Below are 14402 nucleotides of genomic sequence, written 5' to 3'. Positions count from 1 at the left end.
CAGTGCGCCTATGGTACTGACTCTGGCGCGGGCTGAACAGCACCGCCTGCGGCAGGCGGCGGGATCCAGGCGCGGGTGAAATCGAACCAGCCCATGCTGTTAAGCTGAATACCTTCGACGCCAGGCGGGGCAAACACCTGGTAGCGATAGTTAAACAGCGGCAGCAAATGGCCGTCGCGCATTAACCGCTGAAACAGCTGATGAATTGCGGCGCTGCGCAGTGCCGGGCTGGCCTGACGGGCGATAGCGTGCAGCGGTGCCTGCAGTACCGCCGGACGCAGCGGTTGCCAGGCCGCATCATTTTCCAGCCAGTTCACCAGGGTAAACTGCGGCGCATCACCAATCAGACGGTCGCCCATGATGATGTCGGCGTCACTCAGATCGATGTCGTCGCGCCAGCTTTTGACGTCGTGAAATACGCAGGTGAGGGTACAGCCCTGTGCCGCCAGCAGCGGCACCAGCGCCTGGGCCATGACGTGCAGTTCGATGGGCTGGTGATAATGCAGCGTCAGCGTTGCGGGCACTGTGCCTTCCGGGCGGTGTGGGGCGGGCAGCGGCCAGCCGGGCAGCAGCTCTGCGGTTGGCGTAATTAAGCCTTCATCCAGCGGCAGCTGCTGAATGACGCCGCTGTGCTGAATCAGCGCGAGCAGCGTTTTGGCCTGCGCCTGGCTGAAGCGAGCCGAGAAACGCGGCGCCAGGTAACAGAAACCGAGACTGATGCTGCGATCCACCGGCCGCAGCGTGTCCAGCTTGTCGGGATCGCCAATGGCGATCTGCACCGGATGGCGGCAGCTGGTGCCCAGCCCGCGCTCGAACAGCTGCGGCGTAATCCAGTATTCCACCACCTGAATCAGCGGACGCTGATGGTGCCAGCGCGCATGGCTCTCCAGCCGCACCAGCTCGCGGGTAAAGTGCGTCAGGCGCCACGGTCCGCTGCCGATATCGGCATGTTCCGGATGCGGCAGCAGGCAAAACTGATGCGCCAGCCGCTGCGGTAGCCAGTAATCGCTGGTGCGCAGCCGGATACGCAGCGCCAGCGGATGTGGCGCATCGATGTGTTCCACCGCCGCCAGCAGGCGGCCGCCCTGCGGCGTCTGCATGATACGTTGCAGCTGCTGGACCAGCTGTTCCGCCTGCACCGGTTCGTCGTTGTGCCAGCTGAGCAGTGGCCGCAGCCAGAAATACCATTCGCGGCCCTGCGCATCGTGCTGCCAGTGATGTGCCAGATCGCCCTCGACATCATCCGCGTTAAAGCGCGTCAGGCCGGAAAAAATCTGGCGTACCAGATGCTGCTCGGCGCGTCCGGTGAGCTGCAGCGGATCCAGCGCCTCCATCGCGCGATAATAGGGAATGCGTAGCACGGGCGCCTGGTTCAGCCACTGGCCGCCCATCAGTGGGCGCAGCATTTTCACCAGCCGTTCAGGCGCGACATCCAGCACCTGCAACGCCTGTACCGCTTCACCGGCTGCCAGCTGCTGGCTGAGCAACTGCTGACGCAGCTGTTCGGGAGAGAGCAGAAAGCGCAGTTCGCCTTGTTTACCGCGTCCCGCCGCACCGTGCCACTGCAGCCAGCCCGCCTGCTGCCACTGCCGCAGCAGGGTACGCACGTGGCGCTCGCTGCAAAAGCAGTGCTGCGCCATGGCCGCAACGCTGATGCGCTGCGCTTCGCCCTGGCTAAGCTGCCAAAGGCGCTGAAACTGATTAACCCGATGAAGCTGTCGCATGATTAAACCCGGAACAGTTTTTTGAAAGTATTCACTATTAGTTCCGTAATTACCAGGCGATAGTAAACCCCTCATTCAGACCGGAGAGTTTCTATGGCCCGCCTCGCGGCATTTGATATGGACGGTACACTGCTGCTGCCTACCCACCGTTTAGGTGCGGAGACGCTGCAGAGCCTCAACGCCCTACACCAGCGTGGCGTTACACTGGCGTTTGCCACGGGGCGTCACCTGCTGGATATGCAGGCAGTACGTCAGCAGATCACCTTGCCCGCCTGGCTGATCACCGGTAACGGCACGCGCATTCACGATGTCGAGGGCAGGCAGCTGTACGGCTGTGATTTAGCGCCGTCGGTGGCGGAAGAGGTGTTGCACAGTCACTGGCAAACCCCCGCGTCGATCCACATCTTCAATGACGAAGGCTGGTTTACCGATAAACCGCTCCCGGGATTGCTGGAAGCGCATGCGATGAGCGGATTTCACTATCAGCTGCGTGATTTACGCCGCATGCCGGCACATGAAGTCACCAAGATCTGCTTTATCGCGCCGTATGAGATGCTGCTGGCGCTGAAGATTGAACTGCAACAGGCGCTCGGCGATCGCGCCAGCCTGTGCTTCTCCGCCAGGGAGTGTCTGGAAGTTTTACCGGTGGATTGCCACAAAGGCGCCGCGCTGGCGCGGCTGTGCCAGCATCTGTCGCTGTCGCTGGCGGATTGCATGGCATTTGGCGATGCGATGAACGACCGCGAAATGCTGGAGCGCGTCGGGCGCGGTTTCATCATGGGCAACGCCATGCACCAGCTAAAAACCTCGCTGCCCCATTTACCGATTATTGGCCATTGCGAGACACAGGCAGTGTCTCACTACTTAAATCACTGGATGACCACACCACACCTCGATTATTCCCCCGAATGCTGAGGCTTACAGTGAACCGGACAGAATGTCCGGTTTTTTATTGCAGCTCGCGCTGCCACGCCTGAATATCGCCGATCTGCTCAGCGACCCACTGCGGATTGTAATAGGTATCCGGATAGCGCTCGCCGCTGTCACACAGCAGCGTCACCAGCGCGGCGGATTGCCCCTGCGCACGCAGCCGTTTTGCCACCTGCAGCATGCCCCAGAAATTGGTGCCGGTAGAGGCGCCCGGACGCCGGCCGAGAATCTGCTCCAGCCTTAGCATGGCCGCCACGGTGGCGCCATCGGGCACTTTCATCATTTCGTCAATCACATCCGGTAAAAACGACGGCTCAACGCGCGGGCGACCAATCCCCTCAATCAGGCTGCCACGCTCGCTGCGCAGTGTGCGATCGCGGCTGTGCCAGTAATCGAAAAACACCGAGTGTTGCGGATCGACCACCAGCAGGCGCGTGTCGTGGCCCTGATAGCGAATGTAGCGCCCCAGCGTAGCCGAGGTGCCGCCGGTGCCGGCACTCATGATCAGGGTGTGCGGCACCGGGAAAGGTTCATGCGCCATCTGGCGGAAAATGCTTTCGGCAATATTGTTGTTGCCGCGCCAGTCGGTGGCGCGTTCGGCGTAGGTAAACTGATCCATAAAATGGCCGTTGAGTTCACGTGCCAGGCGCTCGGATTCGCTGTACAGCTGGCACGGATCGGCGACGAAGTGGCACTCCCCGCCGTAAAAGCGGATCAGCTCGATTTTGCGCCGCGCAGTGCTGGCTGGCATCACGGCGATAAACGGCAGGCCGAGCAGACGGGCAAAATAGGCTTCCGACACCGCGGTGCTGCCGGAGGAGGCTTCGATGATCGGCGTGTTTTCTCCAATCCAGCCATTGGCCAGACCATAGAGAAAAAGCGAACGCGCCAGGCGATGTTTCAGGCTGCCGCTTGGATGGGTGCTTTCATCCTTAAGATAAAAGCGAATGCCGGGGAAATCGTCCAGCGTAAAACGGATCAGGTGCGTATCAGCGGAGCGCTGAAAGTCGGCGTTAATTTCATTGATAGCGTGGCGAACCCAGGGCGTTTGCATGGTGCGATTCCGGCAGCGAGATTGCGCTCAGTGTAAGGCACTGGCAGGAAAAAGAGGTTGCTAAAAGTTGGTTATAATTGGCAAATAAGAGAAAATTTTTCTCCTGAGGTGGCGAATGCTAGATAAAACTGACCGCACACTGCTGGCGCTGCTGCAAAAAGACTGCACGCTGTCACTGCAGGCGCTGGCCGATGCGGTGAATCTCACCACCACGCCGTGCTGGAAACGCCTGAAAAAGCTGGAAGATGATGGCATTATTCGGGCGCGCGTCGCGTTGCTGGATGGTGAAAAGCTCGGCCTGTCGCTCACCGCCTTTATGCTGATCAAAACCCAGCAGCACAGCAGCGACTGGTTTCAGCAGTTTGTCGCGGTGGTACAGCAGATGCCGGAAGTGATGGCCTTTTACCGCATGGCGGGCGAGTACGACTACCTGCTGCGCATTCAGGTGGCCGATATGAAGAGCTACGACGCGTTTTACAAGCGTCTGGTTAACGGCGTGCCGGGGCTGATTGACGTCACCTCCAGCTTCGCTATGGAAGAGATTAAATACACCACCGCCTTGCCGGTAGCGCCCTGAACGGGCATTACAAGAGATTGTTTTGTGCGATTATTCAGCCAGTTAAGTTGGTATTTTTTGCGCGAGTGGCGGCGCTATCTGGGCGCCATCAGCTTGCTGATTATCATTGCGCTGCTGCAGCTGCTGCCTCCGCATCTGGTCGGCGTGATTGTCGACGGCGTGACCCAGCACAGCCTGACGCGCGGCGAAATTTTTCTGTGGATCGGCGTGATGCTGGTGACCGCAGTGATTGTCTATTTGCTGCGCTACGTCTGGCGCGTGCTGTTGTTCGGCGCCTCTTACCAGCTGGCGGTGGAGCTGCGCGAAGATTTTTACCGCCAGCTTAGTCGCCAGCATCCGGCGTTTTACCTGCGCCACCGCACCGGCGATCTGATTGCCCGCGCCACCAACGATGTCGACCGTGTGGTGTTTGCCGCCGGTGAAGGCGTGCTGACGCTGGTGGATTCGCTGGTGATGGGGCTGGTGGTACTGGCGGTAATGAGCGTGCAGATCAGCTGGGAGCTGACGCTGCTGGCCCTGATTCCGATGCCGCTGATGGCACTGGCGATCCAGAAAGATGGTGCACGTCTGCATCAGCGCTTCAAAGTGGCGCAGGCAGCGTTCTCCAGCCTGAACGACCAAACGCAGGAGAGCCTGACCAGCATCCGCATGATCAAAGCCTTTGGCCTGGAAGATCATCAGTCGAGCCAGTTTGCCGATATCGCCAGCGACACCGGCCGCAAAAATCTGCACGTGGCGCGCGTTGATGCGCGCTTCGATCCCATCATTTATATCGCCGTGGGCTTTTCGAATTTGCTGGCGATTGGCGGTGGCGGCTGGATGGTGTGGCACGGTTCACTGACGCTCGGGCAGCTCACCAGCTTCGTCATGTACTTAGGGCTGATGATTTGGCCGATGCTGGCGCTGGCGTGGATGATTAACATCGTCGAGCGCGGCAGCGCGGCCTGGAGCCGTATTGGTGCGCTGCTGGCGGAAGCGCCTGCGGTTGAGGATGGTCAGCAGCCACTGCCGGTGGAAGCGGGCGTGCTGCAGGTGGCGATCCGCGCCTTCCACTATCCGGCGAGCAGCGCGCCGGTGCTGAGCGACGTGCATTTCCAGCTACAACCCGGGCAGATGCTTGGGCTGTGCGGGCCTACCGGCTGCGGCAAAAGCACGCTGCTGAGCCTGATTCAGCGCCATTTTGATATCGATCAGGGCGAGATTTGCTATCACGCCATTCCGCTACCGCAACTACGGCTGGACAGCTGGCGCAGCCGGCTGGCGGTGGTAAGTCAGACGCCGTTCCTGTTTTCCGATACCGTTGCGAATAACCTGGCGCTGGGCCGCCCGGAGGCAACGCAGGAAGAGATCGAGCGCGTGGCGCAGATGGCCTGCGTGCACGATGACATACTGCGTCTGCCACAGGGGTACGCTACCGAAGTGGGTGAGCGCGGTGTCATGCTCTCTGGCGGGCAGAAACAGCGCATCGCCATTGCGCGTGCGCTGTTGCTCAACGCGGAGATTCTGATCCTCGACGATGCGCTGTCGGCGGTTGATGGCCGTACCGAACATGAAATCTTGCATAATCTGCGCCTGTGGGGCAAAGGGCGCACGCTGATCATCAGCGCGCATCGGCTGTCGGCGCTGACCGAAGCCAGCGAGATCCTGGTATTGCAGCAGGGCGCAGTGGCACAGCGCGGCGATCACGATACGCTGGCGGCGCAGCCGGGCTGGTATCGCGATATGTATCGCTATCAGCAGCTGGAAGCCGCGCTGGATGAGGACGAGTCAGAACAGGGAGCCGACCATGGCTAAATCGCAACGCTTATGGCCAACGCTGAAACGCCTGCTGGCCTACGGCAAACCGTGGCGCAAATCACTGTGGCTGGCCGTCGGCATGCTGTGGATCGCTGCCGCTGCCGAAGTCACCGGTCCGGTTCTGGTCAGCTATTTTATCGATAACCTGGTGGCAAAACATCAGATGCCGTGGGGCATTGTGGCCGGGCTGCTGGTGGGCTTTGTGCTGCTGCAGCTGCTGGCAGCGGGTCTGCACTATTTCCAGGCGCTGCTGTTTAACCGCGCGGCGATTGGTGTCGTGCAGCAGCTGCGCGTCGACGTGATGAATGCGGCGCTGCGCCAGCCGCTCAGTGCCTTCGACACCCAGCCGGTGGGGCAGATTATTTCGCGCGTCACCAACGACACCGAAGTGATCAAAGATCTTTACGTCACGGTGGTGGCCACTGTGCTGCGCAGCGCTGCGCTGATTGGCGCGATGCTGGTGGCGATGTTTGCACTCGACTGGCGTATGGCGCTGGTGGCGCTGGTGATTTTCCCGCTGGTGTTAACGGTGATGCTGATCTATCAGCGCTACAGCACGCCGATTGCGCGCCGCGTACGTAGCTATCTGGCCGAAATCAATAATGGCTTCAACGAAGTGATTAACGGCATGAGTGTGATCCAGCAGTTTCGCCAGCAGGCGCGCTTTGGCGAGCGCATGGGCGAAGCCAGCCGCTCGCACTATCTGGCGCGGATGGAGACGCTGCGGCTGGACGGCTTTCTGCTGCGTCCGCTGCTCAGCCTGTTTTCTGCACTGATTTTGTGCGGTCTGCTGATGCTGTTCAGCTTTGCCACGCCGGGCGTGTTTGAGGTTGGCGTGCTATACGCCTTTATCACGTATCTTGGCCGCCTTAACGAGCCACTGATTGAGCTCACCACGCAGCAGTCAATGCTGCAGCAGGCGGTGGTGTCGGGCGAACGTATTTTTGAACTGATGGATGCGGCGCAGCAGGGCTACGGCAGTGACGCTCAGCCGCTGGCTTCCGGGCGTATCACCCTGCGCGATGTCAGCTTTGCCTACCGCGACAACCGCGACGTGCTCAGCCATATCGATCTCGAGGTGCCGGCGCGCGGCTTCGTGGCACTGGTCGGCCATACCGGCAGTGGCAAAAGCACTTTAGCCAATCTGCTGATGGGCTACTATCCGGTGACGCGCGGCAGCATAGAACTGGATGGTCGCCCGCTGCGCCAGCTGACGCACGATGCGCTGCGCGGCAGCGTGGCGATGGTGCAACAGGATCCGGTGGTACTGGCCGATACGCTATTGGCCAACGTGCGTTTGGGACGCGATATCAGCGAAGAGGACGTGTGGCGTGCGCTGGAGAAGGTGCAGCTGGCACCGCTGGCCCGCGCGATGCGCGACGGCATTCATACCCGGCTCGGTGAGCAGGGGAACACGCTGTCGGTCGGGCAGAAACAGCTGCTGGCGCTGGCGCGCGTGCTGGTGTCGCTGCCGCAGATTCTGATCCTCGATGAGGCCACTGCCAATATCGACTCAGGCACCGAGCAGGCGATTCAGCAGGCGCTGCGCACGCTGCGCCAGCACAGCACGCTGGTGGTGATTGCTCACCGTCTTTCCACCATCACCGAAGCGGATCAGATTCTGGTGCTGCACCGTGGTCAGGTAGTCGAACGCGGTACGCACACCGAACTGCTGGCGCACCAGGGCCGTTACTGGCAGATGTACCAGCTGCAGCAGGCTGGCGATGAACTCGCGGCGGGCATACCCGCAACGGCAGAGGGGTGATTTGCACCTTTTTTGCGCAGATTTATCGGAATGTTCTGTATTGATGCACTCCTTTGAGGCCGCAAGCACCAAAGGAGTGCAGTAAAGTCCCACCTTTCTGTTTTTCCGAATGAAAACCTTGCCCGTTACGCCATACCGGAGCGCGATACTCTGCGCCCGGCAGCCTTAGCTCCCACTTTTGCCATTTGTGGCACAGCCTTTGCTTAACTCTCTACGTGTCCGCGAAGACTCACCTATTTTTATATCCGGAGGGGAACGTATGAAGCTGGTTACCGTGGTAATCAAACCATTTAAGCTGGAGGACGTGCGTGAAGCCTTATCCTCCATTGGCATTCAGGGCCTGACCGTGACCGAAGTGAAAGGCTTCGGTCGTCAGAAAGGCCATGCAGAACTGTACCGCGGTGCCGAGTACAGCGTTAACTTCCTGCCAAAAGTAAAAATCGATATTGCGATTGCGGACGATCAGCTGGATGAAGTGGTGGATGTGATCAGCAAAGCCGCGTACACCGGCAAAATTGGCGACGGCAAAATTTTCGTCGCGGAACTGCAGCGCGTGATTCGTATTCGTACCGGCGAGACCGACGAAGCAGCACTGTAACTGGGGCTCTGAATTGTGATGGGATGGAAAGAAATGAATAAAGTAATGACTAAGTTGGGCCTCACCAGCCTGGCGCTGTTACCGTCTCTTGCGATGGCAGCTGCGCCTGCCGTAGCGGATAAAGCCGATAACGCGTTTATGATGATTTGTACCGCGCTGGTACTGTTCATGACAATTCCCGGCATTGCCCTGTTTTACGGCGGCCTGATTCGCGGCAAAAACGTGCTGTCGATGCTGACTCAGGTCGCGGTGACGTTCGCGTTAGTATGCGTACTGTGGATCGTCTACGGCTACTCGCTGGCGTTCAGCGAAGGCAACGCCTTCTTCGGTAACTTCCAGTGGGCGATGCTGAAAAATATCGAGCTGAAAGCGGTGATGGGCAGCTTCTATCAGTACATTCACGTGGCGTTCCAGGCTTCCTTCGCCTGTATCACCGTGGGGCTGATTGTTGGTTCGCTGGCTGAGCGTATTCGCTTCTCGGCGGTACTGATTTTCGTGCTGGTGTGGCTGACGCTGGCCTATCTGCCTATCGCACATATGGTGTGGGCTGGCGGCTTCCTGGCACAGGATGGCGCGCTGGACTTCGCTGGCGGTACCGTGGTGCACATCAACGCCGCCGTTGCGGGTCTGGTTGGTGCTTACCTGGTAGGCAAGCGTGCTGGCTTCGGTAAAGAAGCGTTCAAACCGCATAACCTGCCAATGGTGTTTACCGGTACCGCGATTCTGTACGTTGGCTGGTTCGGCTTCAACGCCGGCTCTGCGTCTTCCGCTAACGAAATCGCGGCGCTGGCCTTCCTGAATACCGTAGTGGCCACTGCGGGTGCCGTGCTGTCGTGGGTGTTCGGTGAGTGGGCGCTGCGCGGTAAGCCTTCACTGCTGGGTGCGTCTTCTGGCTTCATCGCCGGTCTGGTTGCCATCACGCCAGCCTGTGGTTATGTCGGCGTCGGCGGCGCACTGATTATCGGTCTGGCCGGTGGCCTGGCAGGTATCTGGGGTGTGACCACGCTGAAGAAATGGCTGCGCGTGGATGACCCGTGCGATGTGTTCGGTGTGCACGGCGTGTGTGGCATCCTCGGTTGTGTCCTGACCGGCGTGTTTGCCTCCTCGTCACTGGGTGGCGTCGGCTACGCAGAAGGCGTGACCATGGGCCATCAGGTTTGGGTTCAGCTGTTCAGCTGTGGCCTGACCATCGTCTGGTCTGGCGTGGTCGCCTTCATTGGCTTCAAGCTGGCAGATATGATTGTTGGCCTGCGCGTACCGGAAGAACAGGAACGTGAAGGTCTGGATGTGAACAGCCACGGTGAGAACGCTTACAACCAGTAAGTGCCGGCTGGCAGAAGAGCAGTGCGCTATAACAATAATGATGAGAAAGGGGCGAGATAATCGCCCCTTTTTTTATGCTTCGCGCTGACGCATCACCCCTTCCTGCACCGTCGTCGCCACCAGCGTGCCGTCCTGGCTGAAGAACTCACCGCGCACGAAGCCGCGCGCGCCGGACGCTGAGGTGCTTACCACGCTGTACAGGAGCCACTCTGAGAGATCGAATGGACGGTGGAACCACATGGAGTGGTCAATCGTCGCCACCTGCATATCCGGCTCAAGGAAGCCTTTGCCATGCGGCTGCAGCGCGACCGGCAGAAAGTTGAGATCGGAAGCGTAGCCCAGCAGATATTGATGAATGCGGCGATCGTCCGGCAGCTGGCCATTGGCACGCACCCAGACCTGGCGCAGCGGCTCATCAACGTGGCCTTTCAGCGGATTGTGGATCTGCACCGGACGGATATCCAGCGGGCGCTCGGCGAGGAATTTTTCTTTCAGCTTGAGCGGCAGGTGCGCAGCCAGTCGGTGGGCGAGATCCTGCTCGGAGGGCAGGTTATCGGGTCCCGGCACCTGCGGCATGCTGTTCTGATGCTCGAAGCCATCTTCCGGTGCCTGAAAGGATGCGGTCATGTAGAAGATCGGCTGACCGTTTTGTACGGCGCTGACGCGGCGGGCGCTGAAGCTTTTGCCGTCGCGCAGGGTTTCCACATCGTAAATAATGGCTTTCTGGCTGTCGCCCGGGCGCAGAAAGTAGCTGTGGAAGGAGTGAATGATACGGGCTTCCGGCACGGTTTGTTTTGCCGCATACAGCGCCTGTCCCACCACCTGGCCGCCAAACACCTGGCGCAGGCCGAGATCTTCACTCTGGCCGCGAAACAGACCCTCTTCCAGTTTTTCCAGATTCAATAAATTAAGCAGGTTGTGCAGTGCCTGGCTCATAACGGATTCCTCAGTGATGCCAATGGCGTCAGTGTGAAAGATCCGACCAGTTTGCGCAACGCTTTTACCCGGTTTTCAGCAGCATGGCGGGGCTTCAGGCGCAAAGGGGATTTTTGTGCCAGAATTAACAGCAATCGGCGGTGGAAAACCCAGCCAATAAATTTACCGCCGACAATCATAGTGTTCATAAGGAGACGACATCGATGAAACTCTGGCATGTAATTAGCGGTATGACACTGGCGGTGGCAATCACAGGCTGTGCCGATCACAGTAAACCCGTGCCGACGCCAACTTTAGGCGCCAGCGTGGCCGGGCAGCCGTCGGCGATTGCCCAGCCGAACGTAAGCGGTTCCGTCTATATTCGCCAGCGTATTGCGCTGCCGCCGGATGCGGTGCTGACCGTGACGCTGGCCGATGCGTCACTGGCGGACGCGCCGTCCAAAGTGCTGTCACAGCGTGTGGTTCGCACCGAGGGCAAACAGGCACCGTTCCAGTTTGTGCTGCCCTTTAACCCGGCTGATATCCAGCCGAACGCGCGCATTTTGCTGAGCGCAGCGATCACCATCGACGGCAAGCTGGCGTTTATCACCGATACGGTGAAACCGGTGATTAATCAGGGTGGAACGAAAGCGGAACTGCTGCTGGTACCGGTGACCAATATGGCGATGCCAACCCAGCCGGGCGCTGCTACCACCGTGCCTTCGACGTCGCCAACTCAGGTTACGCCGTCAGCCTCCGTGCCGGCACCAACCAGTCTGTAAGTTGAAACGGGAGACAGCGCGTTACGGCAGCTGCGCCAGAATGGCACTGCAGAAAGTAAAGGCGCTGTCTCGTCCCTGATCGCTCGGCACACGCCATCCCTGGCGTGTGACTCTTTACTTTCTGCAGTGCCATTCCCGCGCCTTAAAGGGAGTGCGGCCTGTCAGCATTAATACTCCCAGCGATACTTCGCCAGTTCAATTTCTCCCGCATCACTCACTTCAATACCTTCGGCTTCCAGCGCATCGCGCTGACGAAAAAGATCATCACCCTGCAGCGAAATACGACCATGACGATTAATCACGCGGAACCACGGCAGTTTACTGCCTGGCGGCAGGCGCCGCAGCACGCCGCCCACCTGACGTGCGGCGCGCGGTGAACCGGCCAGCAGCGCGACATCGCCGTAGGTCGTCACTTTACCGGCAGGAATAGCGGCAACAATTTGCCAGACGCGCTCGGAAAAATTGCTCTGTTCACTCACTGACGCACCTCGTCTGCGGGAAAAGCGCCACTTTAGCATGCGGTTGCGGCTATCTGCAGGGTTTTGCCGCCGGCCTGTTCAAGAAACCAACGGTTGCCCGGCCTGCGCTTGCAATTGCCAGGGGCTTCCCCGATAATGCCAGCGCTCTCAACATGAGAGCTCGTCAATGGGGGCCCTGTTGGTTCTCCCGCAACGCTAACTTGTGAACTCGGTCAGGTCCGGAAGGAAGCAGCCGCAGCAGGCGACGCGTGTGCCGGGATGTAGCTGGCAGGGCCTCCACCATTTCTGCCCATGCAAAATCCCTGCGCGCAATGCGGCACAGCACCCTGTCGGCACTCCTTTGCCTGCCTGTCATCCGTGGAAATAAAGGTGAGTAACGAAACGACCTGCGGGGAGAAAACTTAGCGGACGTACTTCCAGACAGATCCGGGCACTTTGTCATAGAGCTTGTTCATGGTCAGCTCGGCCAGACGGTGATCGGCTGCGGAGTAGAATACCGCTAACTCATCATCGGGTAATTCATACTTGTTCTTTTCAATCACCCGTTCAAGGGTGTCAATTGAGCGACAACGACGCAGTCGCATCAAATAGTCTGTTTTGGTTAAGGCTGGGTTGCTCATAAATAAACCGGTCTCACTCTGATGCTAAAAGGAATGGCTGGGTTGCTGGAGATAAGCGCACTCTTCGGCAAACAGATTAAATAAGCGTTTTGCTGAACGTTGCCACCGTTGAAGATCCTGGGTATTGATTCCATAGCTGCTAAACAGCATAAAGGTATCATCAAGATATTCATCGATTTGCGTAATCAGCGCTTCATCTTCAACATGCTTAATTTTGTAATTCATCGTGAAAGAGGCGATATGCTCAATCAAATCGTTGAGCTGTAAATTGCCTGGCGAAGTGGGATCATTAACCCAGCCGTGATGGCTGTCGGTTAGCGTCGCCATACTTTCGTCAAACAGGTTCTCACACAGAAATTTAAGCTGGGCAATATCATGCCGTTTCGGTGAGTATTCGTCCATCTTTTTCCCCTCCATAGCGAGCACAGTTACCGCGACGCGGCGAGATTTGGAAAAGCTACCAGGGAGCGATCACGAATAAAAAGAATTCAGCGACCTTTTAAATATAATCCACAATCATTAGTTTTGCTCACCCAATTACTAAATATTACAATTCGTCGCACGGTGACGGGCGGGTATTGTCTATCACCTCAAACACCAGCGCACCGGGCGTTGTCTGGAACATAACTTCTTCACGTTGGGTAAAGGTTTCATTTAAATCAAGGCAGGGATTAAATAAATCCCACGTGAAATCGTAAAGCATTTTAAATCGTTTGTGGCCGACGGGCTGAATGGAAATAATGGTAAAACTGTCCGGAACTAATTGCGCGTTTTGAGAATACCACTGTAAATCGCCGGCAAGGTCCTGGGCTATTTTGAGAATATTCCCCTGGATAATCTGGCGTAACTTGCCGCAATCATCCTCATTCACGTCAATATCACTATGAATAATAGACTGCATTCTGCATCCCGTAAAAAGCAAGGAGAGTTCTATCATTGGCTTTCAGCTCTGACATTGCAAGCCATTGGTAAACAGAAAGGGCGATTGCTGCGATGGGCGCTGGCTTGATGGCACAAATCGCCCAGGCGTATCGCCGCTGATCAATTTTTGAAACACTTTCGTCCGCGCGTCGCGATGATGCCATCAGGTAGTATATTGTTATGTTATAACATTTTGGTTGCCTATCATGAATCACAGTGGATTACTTCTCTCGCTTGGCGGGCGCCTGCTGGTAGCGCTACTGCTGAGTAGCCTGCTGGCTTTAGCCATCGTCTGGGGCCTCCATCAATGATGCGTTTTCATCGTCTGCAGGGCGGCTATCAGGGCAGGGCGGTGACGCCGGTGGTGAATGGCGAACTGGCGGCCGGCAGTATGACGGCACTGGTCGGGGCCAACGGAACGGGCAAATCAACCTTGCTCAAAACTATCGCCGGACTGCTGCCGCCAGTGGCGGGACGCTGTGAACTGCAGCTGCCGCGAAAAGCGCTGGGCTGGTTGCCGCAGCGCAGCGAGCTGGACACCCGCTTCCCGCTCACCGTCTATGAGCTGGTGGCAATGGGCTGCTGGCCGCGCTGCGGCTGGTTCGGTGGCATCACGCGTGCGCTGAGGCAGGAGATTGATGCCGCGCTGGAGGCGGTGCAGATGCGCGACTTCGCCACTGCGCAGCCCGCGATGCTCTCCGGCGGGCAGCTGCAGCGCGTGCTGTTTGCGCGCCTGATGCTCCAGCGCAGTCAGCTCTGGCTGCTGGACGAACCCTTCAACGGCATTGATACGCCGACAATAACGTTACTGATGTCGATTCTCGAACAGCAGCAGCGGGCGGGCACCACGCTGCTGGTGGTGCTGCACGACAAGCTGCTGGTGGCGCGCCATTTTCGTGACGTGCTGTCGCTGGATG

General features: G+C 58.4%; 16 protein-coding genes and 1 other RNA gene. 9 read left to right on the top strand and 8 right to left on the bottom strand.

Translation table 11 applies throughout. The features are described 5' to 3' along the window. Positions 1–8: 8 nt before the first annotated feature. Positions 9–1724 carry an SgrR family transcriptional regulator gene (locus tag ERD80_RS17080; RefSeq protein WP_136547759.1) on the bottom strand — a complete coding sequence of 572 codons (1716 nt, stop codon included), beginning with the start codon at positions 1722–1724 and terminating at the stop codon, positions 9–11. 93 nt (positions 1725–1817) lie between these two features. On the opposite strand from ERD80_RS17080, the gene cof reads away from it, so the two are divergent. Next, positions 1818–2639: an HMP-PP phosphatase gene (gene cof / locus ERD80_RS17075; RefSeq protein WP_058757954.1), complete on the top strand. Its 822-nt coding sequence runs from the start codon at positions 1818–1820 to the stop codon at positions 2637–2639. Between the two features lie 34 nt (positions 2640–2673). Here cof and ERD80_RS17070 read toward each other — a convergent pair whose 3' ends face one another. Next, a complete protein-coding gene (locus ERD80_RS17070) occupies positions 2674–3708 on the bottom strand; it encodes a PLP-dependent cysteine synthase family protein (RefSeq protein WP_021507195.1) in 1035 nt (344 codons plus the stop codon). Positions 3709–3823: 115 nt separating this feature from the next. On the opposite strand from ERD80_RS17070, the gene ERD80_RS17065 reads away from it, so the two are divergent. The 5 genes from ERD80_RS17065 (at position 3824) to amtB (ending at position 9768) form a co-directional block, all read left to right on the top strand. After that, a complete protein-coding gene (locus ERD80_RS17065) occupies positions 3824–4285 on the top strand; it encodes an Lrp/AsnC family transcriptional regulator (protein WP_021507196.1) in 462 nt (153 codons plus the stop codon). Positions 4286–4309: 24 nt separating this feature from the next. Continuing rightward, the gene (locus tag ERD80_RS17060; RefSeq protein ID WP_136547757.1) at positions 4310–6079 is read left to right on the top strand and encodes a SmdA family multidrug ABC transporter permease/ATP-binding protein; all 1770 of its coding nucleotides are present in this window, start codon (positions 4310–4312) and stop codon (positions 6077–6079) included. Continuing rightward, the gene (locus ERD80_RS17055) at positions 6072–7847 is read left to right on the top strand and encodes a SmdB family multidrug efflux ABC transporter permease/ATP-binding protein (protein WP_136547755.1); all 1776 of its coding nucleotides are present in this window, start codon (positions 6072–6074) and stop codon (positions 7845–7847) included. The genes ERD80_RS17060 and ERD80_RS17055 overlap by 8 nt, the downstream gene beginning before the upstream one ends. Positions 7848–8106: 259 nt before the next feature. Continuing rightward, the gene (glnK, locus tag ERD80_RS17050; protein ID WP_007886947.1) at positions 8107–8445 is read left to right on the top strand and encodes a P-II family nitrogen regulator; all 339 of its coding nucleotides are present in this window, start codon (positions 8107–8109) and stop codon (positions 8443–8445) included. Positions 8446–8478: 33 nt separating this feature from the next. Beyond that, positions 8479–9768, top strand: coding sequence for an ammonium transporter AmtB (amtB, locus tag ERD80_RS17045; RefSeq protein ID WP_058757951.1), 1290 nt, complete (start codon positions 8479–8481; stop codon positions 9766–9768). Positions 9769–9840: 72 nt separating this feature from the next. Here the strand turns inward: amtB and tesB are convergent, their stop codons facing one another. Both tesB and ERD80_RS17035 read right to left on the bottom strand, forming a co-directional pair. Then, complete coding sequence (tesB, locus tag ERD80_RS17040; protein WP_088516247.1) at positions 9841–10704, bottom strand: acyl-CoA thioesterase II; 864 nt, start codon at positions 10702–10704, stop codon at positions 9841–9843. Continuing rightward, on the bottom strand, positions 10701–10892 hold the full coding sequence (locus ERD80_RS17035; protein WP_136547754.1) for a hypothetical protein: 192 nt from the start codon (positions 10890–10892) through the stop codon (positions 10701–10703). Before ERD80_RS17035 ends, tesB begins: the two co-directional genes overlap by 4 nt. Before the next feature lie 15 nt (positions 10893–10907). Between ERD80_RS17035 and ERD80_RS17030 the strand changes: the two genes are divergently transcribed. After that, a complete protein-coding gene (locus ERD80_RS17030) occupies positions 10908–11465 on the top strand; it encodes a YbaY family lipoprotein (protein ID WP_021507201.1) in 558 nt (185 codons plus the stop codon). Between the two features lie 167 nt (positions 11466–11632). Here ERD80_RS17030 and ERD80_RS17025 read toward each other — a convergent pair whose 3' ends face one another. Further along, positions 11633–11944, bottom strand: coding sequence for an MGMT family protein (locus ERD80_RS17025; RefSeq protein ID WP_021507202.1), 312 nt, complete (start codon positions 11942–11944; stop codon positions 11633–11635). A 176-nt stretch (positions 11945–12120) separates the two neighbouring features. On the opposite strand from ERD80_RS17025, the gene ffs reads away from it, so the two are divergent. Then, positions 12121–12217: signal recognition particle sRNA small type (ffs, locus tag ERD80_RS17020), an RNA gene on the top strand. A gap of 128 nt (positions 12218–12345) precedes the next feature. On the opposite strand, the gene ERD80_RS17015 is transcribed toward ffs, so the two are convergent. The 3 genes from ERD80_RS17015 to ERD80_RS17005 form a co-directional block, all read right to left on the bottom strand. Then, a complete protein-coding gene (locus ERD80_RS17015) occupies positions 12346–12564 on the bottom strand; it encodes an HHA domain-containing protein (RefSeq protein WP_021507203.1) in 219 nt (72 codons plus the stop codon). A gap of 24 nt (positions 12565–12588) precedes the next feature. Continuing rightward, positions 12589–12966: an Hha toxicity modulator TomB gene (tomB, locus tag ERD80_RS17010; RefSeq protein WP_021313568.1), complete on the bottom strand. Its 378-nt coding sequence runs from the start codon at positions 12964–12966 to the stop codon at positions 12589–12591. 145 nt (positions 12967–13111) lie between these two features. Next, complete coding sequence (locus tag ERD80_RS17005; protein ID WP_031279656.1) at positions 13112–13465, bottom strand: hypothetical protein; 354 nt, start codon at positions 13463–13465, stop codon at positions 13112–13114. 327 nt (positions 13466–13792) lie between these two features. Here ERD80_RS17005 and ERD80_RS17000 point away from each other — a divergent pair. After that, positions 13793–14402: ABC transporter ATP-binding protein (locus ERD80_RS17000; protein ID WP_136547752.1), on the top strand; the 610-nt coding region annotated here is incomplete at its 3' end.

The organism is Pantoea sp. R102 (assembly GCF_004916815.1).
GTDB classification, from domain to species: Bacteria; Pseudomonadota; Gammaproteobacteria; order Enterobacterales; family Enterobacteriaceae; genus Pantoea; species Pantoea dispersa.
Note: the sequence above shows the minus strand (reverse complement) of the source record. Positions and strands in the feature narration are given on the sequence as shown.